This window comes from Rhodanobacter sp. C03, assembly GCF_002001175.1.
GTDB lineage: Bacteria > Pseudomonadota > Gammaproteobacteria > Xanthomonadales > Rhodanobacteraceae > Rhodanobacter.
Window position 1 is genome coordinate 1,040,628 of sequence record NZ_MUNT01000001.1, and the last position, 20,578, is coordinate 1,061,205.

Here is a 20,578-nt window from a genome sequence, read left to right on the forward strand (position 1 = left end):
TGGATTACTGCGCGTGAACATGCGGTGGCTGCGCTGGCCGCATTTTTGCGCCCGTGCACTGGGCTGGGTAGCAGGCGTCACGGTGATTCTGCTGGCCGTGCTGATGGCGTTGTCGCAACTGCTGCTGCCGCTGCTGGCGCGGCACCCGGCGTGGGTGGCCGCACAGCTCAGTCAGCGTATACAGCGGCCAGTCACGTTCACTTCCATGGAAGGACGCTGGGCACCGTCCGGTCCGCTGTTCATCATGCACAACGTGACCGTGGGTGCGGCACCTGGCGAGCAAGGCACCGTACTGCAGCTTCCGGAGTCCGAACTGAAGCTGGATTTTGGCGGCTGGCTGCTGCCATCGCGGCACCTGCTCAACCTGCACGTGCGTGGCCTGCAACTGGATCTGGCGCGGGACACCGCTGGCTGGCACATCAACGGCATCGGCGTCGCCGGTGGCACCAACAAGCAACCGTTCTCGCCGGGTCGGCTTTCACTGGATCTGTGGCTGGAAGACCTGCGGCTGGATATCACCGACACCGTTCGCGGCAAGCACTACATCTTGCTGGCCCCACAATTACGGCTGAGTCGGCAAGGCAGCCAGATCCGCTTCGGCGGCCGGTTGCAGCGTGGTGGCGTGGACACCGCCTTGCGCGCGGCTGGTCGCTTCCGTGACGACGGCAGCAGCGGCCAGATCTGGTTGGGCGCTGCCGATGTCGAGCTCAAGCCGTTGCTGGATGGCATCGATATGGGCGGCTATACGGCCGATCAAGGCCATGGTCGATTGTCCGCGTGGCTGGACTGGCACAAAGGCCAGTTGACCAACAGCCTGATCCGTTTCGACCTGGACGCACTGGCAGTGACTTCGCCGGCGGGTGCCACGGCCAGCGTGCCGAGTCTGCATGGACTGGCTGGAATGCGACAGACCAAGGATGGCTACGATGTGCGCTGGGCCGACGACGGCGGCAGCGCGCTGGCGCTGAGCCTGCATCAACCTGGCGGCCCACAGCTCAGCGTCGGCGTCGCTGCGCGCGAGCTGCAGCTGGCCCCATTGCTGCCTTGGCTGGCATTGGCGCCGGACGTGCCACCGGGCCTGGCGCAGTGGCTCGGCAGCGGCCATCCGCGCGGCGATCTGAGCACGGTCGCGTTGCAGTGGAGTCAGGCCAACGGGTTAAGCGCGGCGGATGTGACCTTCAAGGATCTGGGTATCGACCCGGTCGGCAAACTGCCAGGCGTGGGTGATCTGCATGGCGAGCTGCGTGGCGATGCCGAGGCGGTGTCGCTGGAGTTGCCCGATCAACCCGCCACGCTGCAATTTCCACATCTGTTCCGCCAGCCATTCGTGCTGTCGAAGCTGACCGGCACGCTGGCGTTCTGGTCACAGGACGACGGCTGGCATATCGGGGCCGATACGCTTGATTTCGGCGGTGCCGGCTACGCCGGTCAGGCCCGTGGCGAGGCGATCCTGCCGACGCAAGGCGGCGCGCCGTTCCTCGATTTGTACGCTGCGGTGGATCAAGCCGACGTGCCGGCGGCCAAGCTGTTCTGGCCGGTCAGCGTGTTGCCGCCGGGCACCGTCGCGTGGCTGGACCGGGCGTTGGTGGCCGGCCATATCGACCAGGCGCAAGTACTGGTGCGTGGCGACTTGGCGGACTGGCCGTTCCATCACAACGAAGGTCGCTTTGAGGCACATGCGCAGATCAGTGACCTCACCTTCGACTACGGCGATGCGTGGCCGCACGCGGAAGGTGTCAGCGCGGTGGCCAGCTTCGTCAACAGCGGCATGCTGATCGAGGCCAGCGGCGGTCAGTCGCTCGGCGTGAAGGCGGACAAGGCCGTCGCGTTGATCCCGGATTTCGGCGAGGGTTTGCTCGACCTCAACGTGCAGGGCAGCGGCAGCGGAGCGAGCCTGATGAACTTCGTGAGCAAGAGCCCGATCGGCATCCATCAGGCCGACACGCTGGCCAAGCTGAATCTGGGCGGCACCGGCAGCTTCGATTTCCACCTGAGCATGCCGCTGAAAAAGATCGAAGACGCCCAGCTCAGCGGCGCCGCCCAACTCCAGGATGCCGACCTCAGCGCGCCGGAGTGGAACCTCAAGCTGGACAAGATCAACGGGCCACTGCGCTTCGACCTGCACGGCATGCAGGCCAGTGCCTTGAGTGCGGGTTTTCGCGGCCAGCCGTCCAAGCTGCAACTGGCGATCGCCGGGGCCAATAGCGATCCGAGCACCGTGTTCTCTGCGCAGTTGCAAGGCAGCTACAAGGTGGCCGAACTGGTGCAGGACTATCCGTCGCTGGACTGGCTGGGCCAGCTGGCCGATGGGCGCAGCGACTTCAGCATCGGCTTTGCGATTGCGAAAATTGCCGGCCACGCCGCGCTGGCACAGACCCTCACCATCGACTCGCCGCTTAGCGGGATAACGCTGAATCTGCCGGCACCGCTGGACAAGCCGGCGCCAGCCAACCTGCCACTGCACATGACGATGGGCTTGCCGATCAGCGGTAGCGATCTGCAAGTGGCATTGGGGCAGGTGATGCGCGCGCATTTTCGTCTGTCCACCGCGGATTCGAAACAGCCGCTGGCAGCCACTATCGCGTTCGGCAACCAGATGCCGGAGGCGTTGCCGGCGCGCGACCTGCGCATTCGCGGCCATGCCAACGAACTGGATGTTACCGGCTGGGTGCAACGCACCGTTGCCGGCAGCGGCGGCAACGGCCCGGGGCTGGAAAGCATCGACGTCACTACTGATCAGGCGCAGTTGTTCGGCCAAACGGTGGGGGCGATGAAGATCAAGGCCACGCCACAAGCCGACATGCTGAGTATGGACGTGGATGGCGCTGCGCTCGCCGGCAATTTCAGCGTACCGATGCAGGACCTGAACAAGCGTGGCATCACCGCGCGATTGCAGCGGCTGTACTGGCCGAAGAGCCAGCCGGCACCGGCCGGCACGGTGGCTCCGGCTGCCGCGAGTGCGCCCGCGCCCACGGGCAATCCCGCCAATACCGGTATCAATCCGGCCGCGCTGCCGCCCTTTCATCTGTGGGTGAGCGACCTGCGCATCGGTGATGCGAAGCTTGGTGAGGCACGCCTGGAAACATGGCCGACAGCCAATGGCCAGCACATCGAACAACTGCGCGCGCTGTCCAGTCAGGTACAGATCAATGCCAGCGGCGACTGGAACGGCAGCGCCACCGACAGCCATACGCAGATGAAGATCAGTTTTTCAGCCGAGGACCTTGGTGCGATGCTGAGCGCCCTGGGTTACGACGGACTGGTGCAAGGTGGCAAGACGCAGGACCAGCTCGATGCAAGCTGGCCTGGTTCACCGATCGCACTGTCGCTGGCCACGATGGACGGCACGCTGAGCATCCACGTCAGCGACGGTCGCATCCCGGATGCATCGCCCGGGGCGGGGCGGCTGCTTGGGCTCGTCTCGCTGGGCGAATTGCCACGCCGGCTCAGCCTGGATTTTGGCGACGTGTTCGGCAAGGGATTTGCGTTCGATTCGATTACCGGTGACTTCAAACTTGCCAATGGCAATGCCACGACCAGCAATATGGAGATCAATGGTCCGGCGGCGAACATTCGCATCAGCGGTCGCACGGGCCTGCGTGCAAAGGACTACGACCAACAGATGCTGGAGACCCCGCATGTCGGCAACAGCCTGCCCCTCGTCGGCGCCGTGGTGGGCGGTCCGATCGGGGCGGCTGCCGGGTTTGCCGTGCAGGGGTTGCTCGGCAAGGGCCTGAATCATGCGGCCATCCGGCGCTACCACATCACCGGTACCTGGGATAAACCGGTGATGACACTGGTGGAGAAGCGCGATATCCAGCTCAAGCCGGCGCTGACCGCGCCGTCACTGTTGCCCGCGCCGACGTCGAGTGTGCTGCCGCCACTGGCCAGCCCCGCACCAGCCATTCCTGCGCCTGCCAGCAGCACGGGTAGCCACTGAGTCAGGGTTTCGTCGTCTCGCGCTGGCGCCGGAACGGAAACAGCTGCTGCTTCACGAAGCCGTCCGGCATGTAATCGCCGACCACGCCGTACTGCTCCGGGAACTTGTTTTTCGACTTCACCGCGGTGCCGAACAGGTAGTCGAGAAACGCATAGTGCGCGGCGTAGTTCTTGTCGATCGCCTCGTCATCGGAGGCGTGGTGCCAGTGGTGGAAATCTGGCGTCACCAGCACGTAGCGCAGCGGTCCCCACGGCAGATGCACGTTGGCGTGGTTGAACACCGCCTGGAAGCCGACGATCAGGATATAACCGTTCATCGCCGCCTCGCTGAAACCGAGGATATACAGCGGCGCCAGCACGCACACGCGGGTGAAGATCAGCTCCAGCATGTGCTGGCGTGAGCCGGCCAGCCAGTCCATCGTCTTCACGCTGTGATGCACGGAATGGAAGCGCCACAGGAACGGCACCTCGTGATACGCGCGGTGCGTCCAGTACTGCGCCATGTCCGCGACCAGCACGCACAGCAGCAGCTGCGGCAGGAACGGGATGTCACGCACGGTCTGCTGGAAGTGGCTGCTGACCAGCCAGCCGAACAGGTGGTGCAGCAGGAAATTCACCGTCAGCAGCGCCAGCCCCACGATGAAATGGTTCACCGCGAAGTGCTTCAGATCGGTCTGCCATTCCTTGCGGAAGATCGCCTGGCCCTTGTACAGCGGAAACAGTTTCTCGATCACCACGAAGATCAGGGTCGAGCCGAGCAGGTCGAGGATGAACCAGTCCAGCCCGATATACGGCGTGTGATCCGGAAAGTTGCCCACCGGCACGCGCGAGCCACCCAGCGCGACCGCCGCAAATACCAGCAGGAACGCCACGATGTTGAGGTTGCGCTGGCGGTTGAGGATCAGATTGCCCAGCGAGATGCCGCCGGCCACCAGCAATCCGACCAGCAGCAACTGTCGGATTACGTCGACCGAATACTTGTGGCGCAGGTCCGGCGTGGTCAGGTATTGCGGGAAGTGGAACGCGAGCACCGCCAGCAGGCACAGGAAGCCCAGCGACAGCGCAATCGTGCTGGTGATCCAGCCTTGGCCCGCCTTCATCTCGCCGGCGTCGTTCAGCAGTGCGCGGGTTTCCGCGACTGGCGCCTTGACGGCGCGGCCAATGGCTTCGCGTTTGGAGTGTTCGCTCATGGTGATCCTTCACGTCGGGCGCCGGCTGGCATTGCCGTGCATGGTAGCCCAGCGCCCGCGCCGAGGCTTTAAAGCGGCCGGCGGCAACCCCATGTGGGATAGTTCCAGAACGACCGCAGACGAACAAAGCCCCATGGATTCCCTGATCGCGCTAGCCGAAAGCAAATTGTTGTCCCCCGGCGGCATCGCCACCGGCGACCTCGACCGCGTATTCACCCAGCTGATGGGCCCGTCGATCGACGCCGCCGACCTGTACTTCCAGCATTCGCGCAGCGAGTCGTGGCTGCTGGAAGAGGGCATCGTCAAGGACGGCAGCCATTCAATCGAGCAGGGCGTGGGCGTGCGCGCGATCAGCGGCGAGAAGACCGGCTTCGCCTATTCCGACGAGATCGTGCTGCCGCAGTTGCTGGAAGCCTCGAAAGCCGCGCGTGCGATCGCGCACGACGGCAATGGCGCCGGCAAGCCGCTGGCACTGAACGGCGCGCGTCAGCTGTATCCGGCGATCGATCCGGTCGAGAGCCTGCCGAATCCCGACAAGATTGCGTTGCTGCGCGAGGTCGATGCCTATGCGCGCTCGCGCGATCCGCGCGTCAAGCAGGTCATCGTCAGTCTCGCCGCCACCATCGACACGATCCTGATCGCCGCCTCCGACGGCACCCTCGCCGCCGACGTACGCCCGCTGGTGCGGCTCAGCGTGCAGGTGATTGCCGAGCAGAACGGCCGGCGCGAGCAGGGCAACTCCGGTGGCGGTGGTCGTTACGGCTACCGTGAATTGATCGAGAACGGCCGTGCGCTCGCGTTCGCCGACGAGGCAGTGCGTCAGGCGCTGGTGAATCTGGATGCGGTCGATGCCCCGGCCGGCAACATGACCGTGGTGCTCGGACCCGGCTGGCCCGGCGTGCTGCTGCACGAGGCGATCGGCCACGGCCTCGAAGGCGACTTCAACCGCAAGGGCAGCTCCGCGTTCTCCGGTCGTATCGGCCAGCGCGTGGCCGCGAAAGGCGTCACCATCGTCGACGACGGCACCCTGCCGGGTCGTCGCGGCTCGCTCAGCATCGATGACGAAGGCACGCCGACCGAATGCACCACCCTGATCGAAGATGGCATCCTGAAAGGCTACATGCAGGACAAACTCAATGCGCGCCTGATGGGCATGGCGCCGACCGGCAACGGCCGCCGCGAATCGTTCACCAGCCTGCCGATGCCGCGCATGACCAACACCTACATGCTCGCCGGCTCGCACGATCCGGCCGAGATCATCCGCTCGGTCAAGAAGGGTTTGTACGCACCGAATTTCGGCGGCGGCCAGGTCGACATCACCAACGGCAAGTTCACTTTCTCCGCTAGCGAGGCGTATCTGATCGAGGACGGCAAGATCACACGGCCGGTGAAGGGTGCCACGTTGATTGGCTCCGGTCCGGATGTGCTCAATCGGGTGTCGATGATTGGCAACGATCTGGCACTGGATGAAGGTGTGGGCGTGTGCGGCAAGGATGGGCAGAGTGTGCCGGTCGGCGTGGGTCAGCCGACGTTGAAGATTGATTCGATGACGGTGGGTGGGACGGCCTCGTAAGTTTTGGCCTCACACCCCATGCTCGTCATTCCGGCGAAGGCCGGAATCGCATCTGCTCTCTCGTTTTAGAGCGAAGAGCTTTCACCCTCCTTCGGAGGGCGAGTTACTTCTCTTTTGCTTGTCCAAAAGAGAAGTAACCAAGAGAAAACGACACCCCGCTTGGCGCTTGCCGGGCATCCATGCCCGGCAAGTCCGTGAGCCGGTGTCGGGCTTTTCGATCGGACTCCCGTCCGAGCGAAAAGGAGTCGACATCCTTGTCGCCTCCCGCTGCGCGGCCTGTCGTCCCCGACTCACCGCCGCACAGGGGCCCCGGGTAGAGCAGCGGGCCATCCTGTCCCGCACTCGGTGCGCAACCGCTGCGCGGTTGCGAGAGCTGAAGGGCCGAAATGCCAAGTCCTCGAATTAGGTTGCGAGTTCCTGTTGCTGCAAATGTCTGCTATCGGCTAGGACGAGGTGGTCGTAGTCTCTTTCAATCCTCACGACAGCGGCTATTTGAGGTGCGCTTTGGCCGTTTTTTTGGGATCAACATCGCGCATCTGCTCATTGACTAACCCAAGGATTAGGGCTGACATCCTTCCCTCGCATGAAGAGTGGCGTACCACCACTGAATGAGAAGTTGGAGCGATAAGCAACATCCAAGTTCCAGCGCGCAACTATCTTGGCCTGTTCTTTCGGCAACTTGAACTGGGATTCGTAATACCTTGCTAGCGCTAATTCTGCCGCCGGATAAGCGCGCTTGATTCGTGCGTACAGGCGAGCAGAAGAAGGTCCAGTTTGCGACCACTGCAACAATCCCTCGTCAGCCTGATCCTTTGAGTTGTATGTGTCTTTGTCCGACAAAGCCCAAGGACGATACACAACATTTCTCCAGATATGCTGCGAATACATACGAAGGCTCGCTGTGGGCTGCAGCGTACCTTCCTCAGGGCCATAGCCCAGCGTCTGGTCCAAAAGTTTAGCAAGCTGTCTGACTTCTTCCGGAAGAATGCGTGGCGCCCTAGCTTGACCCTGTTCCGGCCAGAATTTGATTTGGCATGCTGACTTGAAGCCATCGTCATCAGCCAAATAGACCTCCCACTGTCCGATCGGCTCGTATGGTTCATCGACGATAATGAACCATGACTTTTCGGTGGTGTTGGACAAAAAAACCAGCGGTGTTCGCCACCCGCGATCCAACAAGGGCTTGTAACGATGACGCGGATTGGTATCTGCCAGATCAGCGTGGAATTGCTCCGGCGTAACGTCGCTCTGAAGGACGTAGAGCGAGTACATGTCTCCACGCCAACCAGCGCTATCCGCGGTGATGACGATCCGTCCAGCGGTGGTGACATCTCTGCCCCAGTGAATGTGCCGATATGACGGGTCCTTCAGATCCGGAAACGGGTTTCCGAAGTGATCGGTGCTTTCAGGGATCGCATCGCCGCCAGAGATGTCTACGTCCGCTGCGCCAAGGACTATGGTGCTGCCCAGATGGTCAGGCAGTTGCAGAGGTGCGTAGACATAAGCTGAAGTGGATGCGTACATATGTTTGGCGATAGCCATCGCATCCATACATTCCGGAGCCGACACCCTGCCGAAAATATGGGGAGATGGCTGGGCGGCCACTGTCCCGCAGCAAACCAGTGACAAAACCGCCCACAACAAACCCGCAATGCGTCGTTTCATCTCAATCCCCTGTTTACACCAGTATGCAATAGCATCCATGCCGTTCTAATGGCGTAAGTGGGGAGAAAATCTGATAGCCAAAATAGAACCGCTAATATGGCGCTCGATTTTCCATACACCTTTCTGCATTCAGGAACATTGTGTGGACTAGTCAGTCAAGTAGGCAAGCCATGGTTTACTTCGGGTCGAAAATAGACATTTAAGACCATATTGCGATTGGAGCGATAGTTGGTTTCGCTCGCTAGAAGAATTATCAACCTTCGGCTGAGCGGCTTGTCCGATTAAAATTCTTCAGCCGCTGCTCTGCGGATTCTTGATCGGGCTCTTCTGAATAGTGCGGGCCACGATGGCCCGCTGCTCTATCGGGGCCCCTGTGCGGCGGTGAGGTGGGGACGACAGGCCCGCAGGGGAGTCGACAGGGATGTCGACTCCTTTTCGTCAGGACAGGAGTCCTGTCGAAAAGCCCGGCCCCGACTCACGGACTTGCCGCCCATGGATGGGCGGCAAGCGCCAAGCGGGGTGTCGTTTTCTCTTGGTTACTTCTCGTTTGGACAAGCAAAAGAGAAGTGACTCGCCCTCCGAAGGAGGACGAAAGCTCTTCGCTCTGACTGCCACAGCATCGCGACTGAAGTCGCTCCTACATGCGCCTGTCGCGGAGCACTTGGCTTTCGGTCAACCTCAGGGACAGAGCGCACTCGCAGAGGTGGTGCCTGCCTCCTTGGCAAGCCGGACATTGCGCGCTGCGCCGGCTCAAACGACGAAGGGCGCCGAGGCGCCCTTCGCAACATGCAGATCCAGCGTCGCGGTCAATGCACGTGGAACAACAGCGGCGACCACTTGCCGCCGGTATACGACTCTTCGCGACGCCGGTGGATGCGTTCGAGGATCTCCACTCGCCGCGCCTCGGCCCACTCGACCCGGGTCAGCATGAGTTCGGCGGCATTCACGCCGCGCCGTGAGGCTTCGTTGTCGCGCCAGAAACGGAAGTCGCGATAACCCTCGATCTCGGGCTTCAGATCGCGCACGCACAACTCGATCATGATCGCATCGTCGAGGAAGCCGAGCACCGGCACATTGTCAGGGATGATGTCGTCCGGGCTGGTGAAATAGGTCAGTGCAGCCAGCACGTTTTCACGATCTGGTTCCGGCAGGCCGAAGCCGGCATCCTCGACCATCTCGATCATGGTTTCCACATGCTTCATGCGGGTGCTGACGAAATCCGGCAGGGTGCGGCCGGTAGTGTCTTCCAGCAGCTTGCGCGCGGCACCGACAATGCTGAGCGGATCCAGCTTGTCGACCTTTTTTTGCGCGCTCTTCATGCCATCGACAAAAAGCTTGAGGTCGGCGTCACTCAAGGAGATGCTGATATCCATACTCATGGTCGGCTATTCACAAGGCGTGTAAGAAGTATCGGCCAGCCTATGCCAGTCGTGCATGGCCGTCAATTGCACCTGGGCCGTATGCAATCCGGCCGGTGGCACGGTCAGTCAGCGCGCGACTCCAGCGACCATGCTGGGCAGATAGCCGTCCAGCAGATGGAGCCGGGATTTTTCCTGACAGCAGGGAAGCTTGGAGAGCCGGCCCATGGCGGTCATCCGGAGACTTGCAGCGACACCGGGATGACCTGGCTGAGCCGAAACGGCAGAGAGCGAGTGGCACGTTCATGGCATGCGTTCGCTGGTGGAGACGGGTGCTGCCGAGGCCGTCGTTGCCGCGCTTGTCGGCTTTTTTCCAGGCGCCGGCAATCCGACTTTCCGGCAGAACGCGGCGAAGCGCGGATCGGCGTACAGCCCGCGCAACAGCGGGTCATACGTCAAACCCACCAGCTCGCTATCGTGCTGCTTGATGGCCCGCTCCAACCATGCGAAGGCCACGTCGTGGTCGCCTGACCAGGCATAGACGGTCGCGATCAGATAGGCACTGTCCATCGCGTGGGTGGCGATCAACCGATCCAGCGCGGACTTCGATTGTGCGGCATGACCGAGATCGTGTTCGGCCATGGCCAGTCCCGCCGGCCTGTCCAGTCGGGCAAACATCTGCCGTGCAGCGGCAGGGTCGCCTTGCAGCAGCGACAGGATTCCGAGGTAGGACGATGCGAGCCTGAATTCGGGATCGATGGCCAGCACGCGTTTCATCGTCTGGCGCGCACCCTCGTAATCGGCCTGGGCGGTCCTGATTCGCCCCAGCCAGTACCAGCAGGGCGGGAACAGTGGATCATGATTCGTGCATTTTTCGAGAGCGTCGCTTGCCTCCGGCAGGCGGTCCAGCGCCGCCAGCAGATAGCCGTAACGCAGCTGGTTTCTGCCATCCCCGGGATCGAGGCTGACCGCCTTGAGCAGATCCACTTCGGCGCCCTGCCAGTTCCAATCATCGTTGCCGCGCAGATAACCGCGCGCGCCATAGGCGTCTCCAAGCTCGGGGTCGAGTGCCACCGCCCGCTCGGCGGCGGCCATTGCGCGTCGCCTGCCCAGTACGGCGAGGGTGGGATCCGGATTTTCTTCGGCCGCAAAACTTTCCGCCATCGCCAGGCCGGAATAGGCCTCGGCATAGTCCGGGTCCAGTGCGACGGCTTGACGGAACGCCTCGACGGCCGTCGTCGCGGTACCCGAAGCGGTGTTATGCGTCAGCAGCTGCCGCCCCAGCAGGAAATGATCGTAGGTTTCAAAGCTGGGCACATGATGCCTGCTGTTCGCTCCGGCATGGCTGGACATCAACGTCACCTTGAGCGAATCGGCAACGGCCTGGGCGATGCCGGCCTGCACCGCGAAAATGTCTTTCAGCTCGCGGTCGTAAGTCTGCGACCACAGTTCCCGGCCGTCTGCGGCATTGATCAGTTCGGCGACGATGCGCACGCGTTCACCCTGCCTGCGCACGGTGCCTTCCAGCAGCGTATCGACGCCCAGCTTCTCGCCGATCATCTTGCTGTCGGCGCCTCCGCCCTTGAAGCGGAACGACGAGCTGCGGCCGATCACTTTCAGGCCGTCGATCTGCGCCAGGCTGGCGATCAGTTCCTCGGACAGGCCATCGGAGAAGTAATCCTCATGCGGGTCGCCGCTTTCATTGAGCAGTGGCAGCACGGCGATCGACTTGAGCAGAGACGGCGCAAGCGTGCCTGGTGTGGCCGGGGTCGCCGAGGTGGCGGCGATGGTGTTCGCGTCCCGGTGCAGCACGAACTGGTTGGTCAGCAGCAGCACCACTGCCAGCGCCAGCATCGCGATGATCCAGCGATCGAGCTTCTTGCCGGTGTGCTGGGTAATCGAGTCGGCCGGATCGATCTCGCTTTCGCGTTTGAGGCCGGTCGGAGTGAACTCGTAGAACCACGCAAATGCCAGGAAGAACGGGAAGCCGATCGTGGCCGCCACCACGATCCAGCGCACCACCCAGTCGGGCACGCCGAATACCGGAAACAGCTGGGCCAATCCCTGCGCCAGCGCCCACACGGCGCCGATATACAGCGCGCCGGCGCGCAGCACGTTGCGGCGCTTGAGTTCGGCGAGGAAGGACGGCTTGCTCATGGTGTGATCTTCGCCTGCGCGGCTGCATCATCGGCGATCAGCTTCTGGAAGCGCGGATCCTTGCGCAGCGGGTCCCAGACCGGATCGAGTTTCAGCAACGCGGGCGAGGCGACGTGGCCGGCGGGTATCGCGGATAACTGGTCGAGCAGGTCGAGTGCGCTGTTGTCGTCGCCCAGACGCATGTCGAGTTGCGCGAGGAACACCAGATAGTCTGGGCCGCTGAGTGCATCGACGCTGACGGGCGCCAGCGCGGCGACCTTCTGTCCTTCGCGCACAGCGTCCTGTTTGAGACCGAGCCCGGCGTCGGCGAACGCGAGTGTCAGATGGACGTTGGGATCGTCGGGTTGTGCAGCCTGGGTCGTTTGTGCCTGGTCCTTCAGGCTGGTGTATAGCGCGGTGGCCTTCGCGCGTTCGCCAAGCGCCTCATACGCCCATGCAAGATAAAGATGCGCTGGCAGGATGACGTTGCTGCGGTCGATCCAGTCTTCAACGGTACTCGTTTCAGATGTTTCGGCGGCAGCCTGGTAATCCCGCGACCACCAACCCAGATGGTAGAAGTTGATCGCATTGCCGGCATAGCCATCGCTGTCAGGAAGCAGCGCGCCCAAGGCGGAACGCAGCGGCGTCAGGTTGCCCTTCCAGATCACATCGTTCAACGCATAGCGAACCCGTTCGTCGGAGGCGTCCTCGGTCAAGGCTGCTGCCTTGGCATACTCCTGTTCGGCCAGCGCGTAGCGGCGCAGGACCTGGTAGGTCTGCCCGAGCTGGCCGGGAGATTGCGAGCTGCGTGGGCCGAGCACCATGGCGCGCTGATAGCTGGCGATCGCATCGTCCCAATGGCCCTGGCGGCGCGCGATGGACGCGACGAAGAACTCGATGTCCGCATTGTTTGGCAGCGTGCGGCGAGCCAGATCGAGCTGCTGCAGCGCCTGCGCGTAATCGCGATGTCCCCAGTAATAGTAGACCGCCAGGGCCAGATGGCCTTCGCCCAGATTCGGCTGCAGGGCCAGCGCCTGTTCTGCGGCTGTTTTGGCCGCCGCCAGATGCGCTGCCCGGTGATCGGACGCGTACCAGTACATGTATAGCTGCGCTTGCGCGAGACCGCATGCGGCAAGCGCAAAGTGTGGATCGCGCTCCAACGCCTGCTGGTACAACACGATCGCCTGGGGCATTTCCACAAGGACAACAGCGTCCTGATCGAACGCGCGATTGGCGTGGTTGCCGGCACGCAGATACAGATCGTAGGCTTCCGGATCCTGGGTCGGCACGCTGGCGAGGCGTGCGGATTCGGCCGGCAGCAGCTGCGCCTTCAACGCGTCAGCGACTTTTTCCGCGACGTCGCTCTGCACCGCAAACACGTCCTTGAGATCGCGGTCATAGTTCTGTGCCCACAGATGACTGTCGCTCTGTGCATCGATCAACTGCAGGTCGATCCGCACCTTGCCATCCGCTTTCTGCACGCTGCCTTCGAGCACCGTGGCCACGCCGAGTTGTTCGGCGACGATCTTCAGATTCGGCGGACGGCTCGCGTACTGTTCGGTCGAGGTACGCGAGATGACCTTCAGGTCGCGGATGCCGGCCAGTCGGGTGAGGATTTCATCCTGCATGCCGCTGGCGAAATAGGCGTTGCCCTTGTCGTCGCTGAGGTTCTCGAACGGCAGCACGGCGATGGATTTGGCGGGCGTCATCGCGAGCTTGCCCGAATCCTTGTGCAGCACGAAGCGGTCGGTCAGCAGCAACACCACCGCCACGGTGAGCACGCCGATGATCCAGAAATCCAGCTTGCGGCCGGTGGAGTGGGCGATGGAATCACCCGGTGCGATCTCGCTTTCGCGCTTCAGGCCGCTCGGGGTGAACTCGTAGAACCACGCAAACGCGAGCCAGAACGGGAAGCCGATGCACGCCGCAACCAGGAACCAGCGCGTCACCCAGTCCGGCGCACCCACCGAAGGCCCCAGTTGCGAGATGCCCTGCGCCAGCGCCCACAACGCACCGGCGTACAGCACCGCCGCGCGCAGCACGTTGCGGCGGCGCAGTTCGGTGATCCACGCGGCGATGTTCATGCGGGCCTGGCGCCGGCGCGATCGGCGTTCCTGGATAGCGCGGGGGCGGCACTCAGGCAGGTGTCAGATGGGTGCCGGATGGTCGGATCGGGCGCGGCGGCGGAAGACACACGCACTGCATCCGTCGACAGGGACTCGAACCACACTTTTCCCGCGTTGGCGCGACTGGCCAGCGTTGCAAGCAGGCGCAAATGTCTTTGCTCCCCCATACACAGTCACACCTTGGCGAGCTGTATTGGCCAAGCTTAGCGGATATGTGATGGGAGGGAGGCGATGGAAGCGTGAGCAGGAGCGGGTGGGACGTTGTGTTTCAGCGCTGCCCGCGTGTTTCAGGGCTCAGGCGGGGCATCGGCCTGGGCCAGCTCTTTCAACAACTGGAAGATTTCCCGATACGCCCGCGGCGGCTTGTTCGGGACTTCCTTTTCCAGGCGTGCCTGCCGCACCAGCGAACGCAGATGCTGACGATCGACCTGCGGATACTCGGCGATCAGTTCGGACAACGCGCCTTCGTCTTCGGCGATCAGCCGATCGCGCATCGCTTCGAGGCGATGCATGGCGGCGTTTTCCTGGCGCTGCTTCTCGCGGTTCTCGCCGAGTTCGGCGCGTACCGCAGCAAAATCCTCCTCGCCAAAGCGACGCATGACCTTGGCGAGGAAGGCGAGCTGGCGCTTCTTCGCGCCGTGGGAGGTGGTGCGCCGGGTGACGTCGATTTCGTGGCGCACGTCGTCCGGCAGCGCGAGCTTGGCGAGCCGGCTCGGTTGCAGGTCGACCAGTTGCTGCGCCAGCACCAGCACGGCGAGCGCTTCGCGGCGTTGCTGGGTGCGGCTGGGACCGTAGTCCTCTTCGTCGAGTTCGTGCTGGTTGCGGCTGCGGCTCGGGCTCACGGTTTCAATTCCAGAAGATAGAACGTGGATCAGGTGTGGTCGTCGTCATTCGCCGGTTCGGCCTGTTCCAGCGCAAAACGGGCGATTGGTTCGCCATCCAGCTCGATGGTTTCGCTGAACATTGCCGCCGGACGTACCCACAGTCCGTGATCGCCGTAAAGCGCCTGATAAACCACCAGCGGCTCCAGCGTTTCGCTGTGGTGGGCAGTGCCCAGCACGCGGTAGCGCTGACCCTTGTAGTGGCGATAGATGCCGGCGGTTAGTTGCATGGGCTTCCTCCGCAGCTCTTTGCATTTCGTCGCCGTGGCCCCATTTCGGAGGTCCAGCGGCCGCGAACCGCCTATTCTACCCGTCTAACCCCCAGGAAAGCCCAACGTGAGCGAAGTAGTCATCAGTCAGGACCGCAGCCAACAGGAACTTGACCGGCTGGCCGAACTGGCCGAGGACGTGATCCGCCGTGCCCGTGCTGCCGGCGCCAGCCAGGCCGAGGTGGCCGCCAGCATCGACACCGGACTGAGCGTGAACGTGCGTCTGGGCGAGGTGGAGACGGTCGAACACACCCGCGACCGCGGTTTTGGCCTCACCGTCTACTTCGGCCAGCGCAAGGGTTCGGCCAGCACCGCTGACCTGCATCCGGATTCGATCCAGGCCACGCTGGACCAGGCTTGCGCGATCGCGCGCTACACCGAGGCCGATCCGGCGGCGGGTCTGGCGGATCCGTCGCGCATGGCCACGTCGTTTCCCGATCTCGACCTGTGGCATCCGTGGGACATCGATACCACGCTCGCGATCGAGCTGGGCATCGAGATCGAGGACGCCGGTCGTGCGCATGCCGGCATCAGCAATTCCGACGGCGCCAGCGTGCAGGCGGGCCAAGGCGTGTCGGTGTATGCGAACTCGCACGGCTTCGTCGGACGCGAACGCGGCACGCGGCATTCGCTGTCGCTGGCGTTGATCGCCGGCGACGAGGACGGCATGCAGCGCGATTACTGGTACGACAGCGTGCGTGCAGCCGGTGATTTCATGAGTGCGAAGGCACTCGGCGATAGGGCCGCCGAACGCACGCTGGCGCGCATGGGCGCACGCAGCCTGTCGACGCGGCAATGCCCGGTGCTGTTCGTGCCGGAGCTGGCGCGCGGGCTGATCGGCCATCTGCTGGGTGCCGTCAGCGGTGGCGCGCTGTATCGCCGCGCCAGTTTTCTGCTCGATCACGTCGGCAAATCGGTGATGCCGTCGTGGCTCAACATTAACGAGCGGCCGCAGTTGATGCGCGGACAGGGCTCCAGCAGCTTCGATGCCGAAGGCGTGGCAACCCGCGACAGTGCATTGATCGAGGGCGGCGTGTTGGCGCGCTACGTGCTGGGCAGCTATTCCGCGCGCAAGCTGGGGCTGGAATCGACCGGCAATGCCGGCGGCATCCACAATCTGATCGTCGACCCTGGCAGCGCGGATCACGCGCTGGATGACTTCGCGGGTCTGCTGCAACGCATGGGCACCGGCCTGCTGGTGACCGAGGTGATGGGGCAGGGCGTGTCCACCATCACCGGCGATTATTCGCGTGGCGCGGCCGGGTTCTGGGTCGAGAACGGGCAGATCGCGTATCCGGTGGAAGGGATCACCATCGCAGCGAATCTGCGCGAGATGTTTGCCGGGATCGTGGCGGTGGGCACCGACGTCGACCTGCGTTCGCACCTCCTCACCGGTTCGATCCTGCTGGAGCGGATGACGGTGGCTGGCGAGTAGATCGCCGAAGACGCCAACCGTGCCGTAAGTTCACTCGGCAAGCCGGTCAGGGCTTGCTAGCATCCACGAAACCGGCGCTGGGCCGGCGATCTGTCGATCTTGAGGAGATACGCATGAGCGTTCCACCCGAGTCCGTCGTTCCGCCCACGCCGCCTAGCGAGCCGCCATTGGTTGGGGCCCCTTCAGCCGAAGAGCGCCAGTGGGCGTTGTTCGCGCATCTGTCCGCGCTGATCGGCGCCATTGTTACCGGTCCTTTCGGTCATGGCTGGGGGTGTTTCATCGGCCCGTTGATCATCTGGCTGGTCAAGAAGGACACCATGCCGTTCGTCAATGACCAGGGCAAGGAGGCGCTGAACTTCAACATCACGGTGGCGATCGCGTTCCTGATCCTGCTGCTGTTGTCGATCATGACCTTCGGCATCGGCCTGGTTCTCGCGATTCCGTTGTGGGTGATCATCGGCATCGCGTGGTTGGTACTCACCATTATCGCGGCGATCAAGGCGAACGAGGGCGTGCGTTACCGCTATCCGTTCACGTTGCGGTTGATCAAGTAATCCGCGCATGCCATCAACAAAAAAGGCAGCCGCATGGCTGCCTTTTTTGTGAGTGAAATGAAAGTTTCAGTGCCGTCGTTTAGCGGAATAATGCGCCAGTTCCCGCAGCAAGGTACCGCGTTCGCCCAGCGGCGCGATCGCGGTCAGCGCATCGTCGGTCAACTCGGCCAGTCGTGCGCGCGAGGCGTCAAGGCCGATGATCGAGGGGAAGGTGGGCTTGTCGGCGGCAGCGTCCTTGCCGGCAGTCTTGCCGATCACCGCCGATTCGCCTTCCACGTCGAGAATGTCGTCGCGCACCTGGAAAGCGAGGCCGACCGCGTGGGCATAGTGATCCAGCGCACCCAGCGTGTCCGCGTCGGCGCCGGCGATGAGTGCACCGAGCTGCACCGAGGCGCGGATCAGTGCGCCGGTCTTGCACGCATGCATGTGCTCCAGCTCGGCCAGATTCAGCTTGCGACCGACCGCGGCCAGGTCGAGTGCTTGGCCGCCGGCCATACCCTCGGCGCCGCAGGCGCGGCCGAGCGCGCGCAACATCGCCACGACGGTCGTCGCGTCGACCCGTTGGGTCGCGTTGTCGGCCAGCAGTTCGAACGCCAGCGCCTGCAGCGCATCGCCGGCGAGGATCGCCATCGCCTCGCCGTACACGATGTGGCAGGTCGGTCGGCCGCGGCGCAGCGCGTCGTCGTCCATTGCCGGCAGGTCGTCGTGCACCAGCGAGTAGGCGTGGATCAACTCCACCGCACAGGCGGCTGCATCGAGTGACACGCCATCCTCGCCCAGCGCATGCGCCGTGGCATAGACCAGCAGCGGCCGCAGCCGCTTGCCGCCACCGAGTACGGCGTAGCGCATCGCGCTGTGCAGGTCAGCGGGGGATTGGTCGGCCGGTGGCAGGCAACGATCCAGCGCCTGCTCGGCACGGACGATCAATGCTTGCAGGGCAGAACCAAGCTCAGAGTTCGGGTTCAAACGGTTCGGCGCTTTCAGAGGCATCGGGGTCAAGCAGCAGACGTACGCGCAATTCGGCCTGTTGCAGCGACTGCTGGCAATGACGGTACAGGCTGATGCCGCGCTCGAACGAGGTCAGGGATTCGTCCAGGCTCATCTCGCCGCCTTCCATCCGCGCAACCAGTTGCTCCAGCTCGTCGAGGGAGTGTTCGAAGTCGGCAGCGGGTGGGATCTTGCTGGATGCGGAAGCGGTCTTGGCCATGGCCCGCAACGCTAACGCAGCGGCGGTCCGGAATCAATCCAGAAAGCCGATCCATCAAGGGATCCCGATTCCCGACGCCATAGTCATGTACGAAGTCGCGACCCGGCCCGGCACGTTCGCCTCCTCTCCCGCTGGCGGGAGAGGATTGAGGAGAGGGTGTGCTCCCCGTACCGCCTGTCGAAGCGGATCAGCGCGCTGGCTGCCAGTGCGGCCTGCTCTCGGCCTGCTGGAAAATCGCAGCGCCATGGGCACTGATCCAGCGATCGGCGACAGCAACCAGTTCGTCGCCGGCATACAGCAATGGGCAAACGTTGCGGTGCCAGGGCGGCAACTGGCTCTGCTGGAACAAGTGACGCAGTTCGCGTGTATGTGCATCGCCGGCTGGTTTGATGCGCTCGCCGCCCTGGCGCAGGCGCACGCTTAGCGGTTCGGCCAGACGGGTGCTGGCTTCGGTCAGCGACAATTGGCCGCCGTCGGGCAGGGGTAGCGGTTCGCCGTTCCAGCAGGTGTGCCAGTCGGAGTCAATCGTCCGCGCAGGTGGCAATGCCCACAGCCGCTGCTTCCAGATGTGCAGCTCGGCGCCCGCCCAGCGAATGCACGGCAACTGGCCGGTGCGCGCGCTGCACTGACGCTCGATCTGTCGACGCTGCGCGGTGGTCGGCACGGGCAGATTGCGCGCATGCAGCCAGTGATCGAGCAGCGGCTCGCGTAGCGCGGGATCCAGCGCCAGCCAGCCGGCAGCATCCAGGCTGCCGGTGGCGGGATCGTGCAGCAGATTGAACGCCGTCAGCCACTGTGACCGCAAGGCGTCGGCGGCGGTATGGCAGAGTGCTGCGCTGTGCAGGATCGAATCGGCCGCATGAGGCCAGTATCGCAGCAACAGAGGCAGGATCTCGTGGCGCAGGTGGTTGCGTGCGAGTCGGATGTCGGTGTTGGAAGGATCGTCGATGCAATCCAGCGCGTGTACCTCGATGTAATCGCGCAACTGCCGTCGCGACAGGCCCAGCAATGGCCGCCACAACTGGCCGCGCTCGAACGGTCGCAAGGCGCGCATGCCGCCCAGACCGTCGGGCCCGGCGCCGCGCAGCAGCTTGAGCAGGACCGTTTCGACCTGGTCCTCGCGGTGGTGGCCGAGCAACAGCCATTCGCCTTCGTGCAGATGCGTGGCGAAGGCGGTGTAGCGCGCATCGCGGGCGGCCGCTTCCAGTCCTTCACCCTTGCTGGTGTCGACCCGCACGCGCAGCACCTCGCACGGCAGCGCCAGCGTGGCGCAGAAGCGCTCGCAGTGCGCGGCCCAGGCGGCGCTGTCGGCATGCAGACCATGATCGACATGCAGTGCGCGCAGGCCACGCGTACGCGCCTCGGGCAGTTGCGCCAGCGCGTGCAGCAATGCGGTGGAATCCGGGCCGCCGCTGAACGCTACGCACAGCGACCCAGATGGCGTGGCCACCAGTGCGTCACTCAAATGCTGGTGCAGCGGATTGCTCACTTCTTGGCAGTGCGGGGCCGCACGTAGAGATGCTTGCCGTTGCCGATCTGGCGTTCCTCGGTATCGAACAGGCCGATGCCGCGGATCAGTCCGCTGAGCTTGGCATAACCGTAGTTGCGCGAGTCGAAGTCGGGCGACTGCTTGTTGACGATGCTGCCGATCGCGCCCAGCCCGGCCCAGCCGGTGTCGTCCGAGGCAGCCTCGATCGCGCCACGCAGCAGGTTCATCAGGTGCGTGTCGCCGCGCAGTTCCTTGGCCGAGCGCTGCTTCGGCGCCGTCTCGGTTTCGGTGGCGGCAGTGCCGGCGAGTACTTCGGTGTAGATGAACTTGTCGCAGGCGGTACGGAACGGTTCGGGCGTCTTCTTCTCGCCGAAACCGTAGACGATGCGGCCGGATTCGCGGATGCGCGAGGCGAGCCGGGTGAAGTCGCTGTCGCTGGAGACGATGCAGAAACCGTCGAAACGCTCGGCGTAGAGCAGATCCATCGCATCGATGATCATGGCCGAATCGGTGGCGTTCTTGCCGACGGTGTAGCGGAACTGCTGGATCGGCTGGATCGAATGGCGCAGCAGCACCTCCTTCCACCCGTTGAGATCGGGCTTGGTCCAGTCGCCGTAGATGCGCTTGACGTGTGCGGTGCCGTACTTGGCGATCTCCGCGAGCAGGCCTTCGACAATCGCCGGCCGCGCGTTGTCGGCGTCGATCAGGACGGCGAGCTTGGTGGTGTCGTGGGCCATGGCGGTGTCCGGCAATGAG

General features: G+C 63.6%; 15 protein-coding genes. 4 read left to right on the top strand and 11 right to left on the bottom strand.

The window, feature by feature from the left end; translation table 11 throughout:
* Positions 1-19 precede the first annotated feature (19 nt).
* Positions 20-3,940, top strand: a complete 3,921-nt coding sequence (locus tag B0E48_RS04440) for a YhdP family protein (RefSeq protein ID WP_139350172.1) — start codon at positions 20-22, stop codon at positions 3,938-3,940.
* Between the two features lies 1 nt (position 3,941).
* Here B0E48_RS04440 and B0E48_RS04445 read toward each other — a convergent pair whose 3' ends face one another.
* A complete protein-coding gene (locus B0E48_RS04445; RefSeq protein ID WP_077516271.1) occupies positions 3,942-5,129 on the bottom strand; it encodes a sterol desaturase family protein in 1,188 nt (395 codons plus the stop codon).
* Between the two features lie 133 nt (positions 5,130-5,262).
* On the opposite strand from B0E48_RS04445, the gene tldD reads away from it, so the two are divergent.
* On the top strand, positions 5,263-6,702 hold the full coding sequence (tldD, locus tag B0E48_RS04450) for a metalloprotease TldD (protein ID WP_077516273.1): 1,440 nt from the start codon (positions 5,263-5,265) through the stop codon (positions 6,700-6,702).
* Between the two features lie 540 nt (positions 6,703-7,242).
* On the opposite strand, the gene B0E48_RS04455 is transcribed toward tldD, so the two are convergent.
* From B0E48_RS04455 to B0E48_RS04480, 6 genes are all read right to left on the bottom strand, one after another.
* Positions 7,243-8,367, bottom strand: a complete 1,125-nt coding sequence (locus B0E48_RS04455; protein WP_139350142.1) for a hypothetical protein — start codon at positions 8,365-8,367, stop codon at positions 7,243-7,245.
* A gap of 806 nt (positions 8,368-9,173) precedes the next feature.
* Positions 9,174-9,746, bottom strand: a complete 573-nt coding sequence (locus B0E48_RS04460; protein WP_077516276.1) for a YkvA family protein — start codon at positions 9,744-9,746, stop codon at positions 9,174-9,176.
* A 282-nt stretch (positions 9,747-10,028) separates the two neighbouring features.
* Positions 10,029-11,882: a tetratricopeptide repeat protein gene (locus B0E48_RS04465; protein ID WP_077516278.1), complete on the bottom strand. Its 1,854-nt coding sequence runs from the start codon at positions 11,880-11,882 to the stop codon at positions 10,029-10,031.
* Complete coding sequence (locus B0E48_RS04470; protein WP_077516280.1) at positions 11,879-13,945, bottom strand: tetratricopeptide repeat protein; 2,067 nt, start codon at positions 13,943-13,945, stop codon at positions 11,879-11,881. The genes B0E48_RS04465 and B0E48_RS04470 overlap by 4 nt, the downstream gene beginning before the upstream one ends.
* Before the next feature lie 329 nt (positions 13,946-14,274).
* On the bottom strand, positions 14,275-14,829 hold the full coding sequence (yjgA, locus tag B0E48_RS04475) for a ribosome biogenesis factor YjgA (protein WP_077516282.1): 555 nt from the start codon (positions 14,827-14,829) through the stop codon (positions 14,275-14,277).
* A gap of 29 nt (positions 14,830-14,858) precedes the next feature.
* Complete coding sequence (locus B0E48_RS04480) at positions 14,859-15,098, bottom strand: DUF1653 domain-containing protein (RefSeq protein ID WP_077516284.1); 240 nt, start codon at positions 15,096-15,098, stop codon at positions 14,859-14,861.
* A gap of 106 nt (positions 15,099-15,204) precedes the next feature.
* Between B0E48_RS04480 and pmbA the strand changes: the two genes are divergently transcribed.
* On the top strand, positions 15,205-16,572 hold the full coding sequence (gene pmbA, locus B0E48_RS04485) for a metalloprotease PmbA (protein WP_077516285.1): 1,368 nt from the start codon (positions 15,205-15,207) through the stop codon (positions 16,570-16,572).
* 113 nt (positions 16,573-16,685) lie between these two features.
* Complete coding sequence (locus B0E48_RS04490; protein WP_077516286.1) at positions 16,686-17,126, top strand: DUF4870 domain-containing protein; 441 nt, start codon at positions 16,686-16,688, stop codon at positions 17,124-17,126.
* A 66-nt stretch (positions 17,127-17,192) separates the two neighbouring features.
* Here the strand turns inward: B0E48_RS04490 and B0E48_RS04495 are convergent, their stop codons facing one another.
* The 4 genes from B0E48_RS04495 to B0E48_RS04510 all read right to left on the bottom strand — a co-directional run bounded on the left by B0E48_RS04495 (position 17,193) and on the right by B0E48_RS04510 (position 20,559).
* Complete coding sequence (locus B0E48_RS04495) at positions 17,193-18,092, bottom strand: farnesyl diphosphate synthase (RefSeq protein ID WP_077516288.1); 900 nt, start codon at positions 18,090-18,092, stop codon at positions 17,193-17,195.
* On the bottom strand, positions 18,076-18,333 hold the full coding sequence (locus B0E48_RS04500; protein WP_077516290.1) for an exodeoxyribonuclease VII small subunit: 258 nt from the start codon (positions 18,331-18,333) through the stop codon (positions 18,076-18,078). Before B0E48_RS04500 ends, B0E48_RS04495 begins: the two co-directional genes overlap by 17 nt.
* A 187-nt stretch (positions 18,334-18,520) precedes the next feature.
* Positions 18,521-19,822: a tRNA lysidine(34) synthetase TilS gene (gene tilS / locus B0E48_RS04505; RefSeq protein ID WP_077516292.1), complete on the bottom strand. Its 1,302-nt coding sequence runs from the start codon at positions 19,820-19,822 to the stop codon at positions 18,521-18,523.
* Complete coding sequence (locus B0E48_RS04510; protein WP_077516294.1) at positions 19,819-20,559, bottom strand: NYN domain-containing protein; 741 nt, start codon at positions 20,557-20,559, stop codon at positions 19,819-19,821. Before B0E48_RS04510 ends, tilS begins: the two co-directional genes overlap by 4 nt.
* Positions 20,560-20,578: the final 19 nt, after the last annotated feature.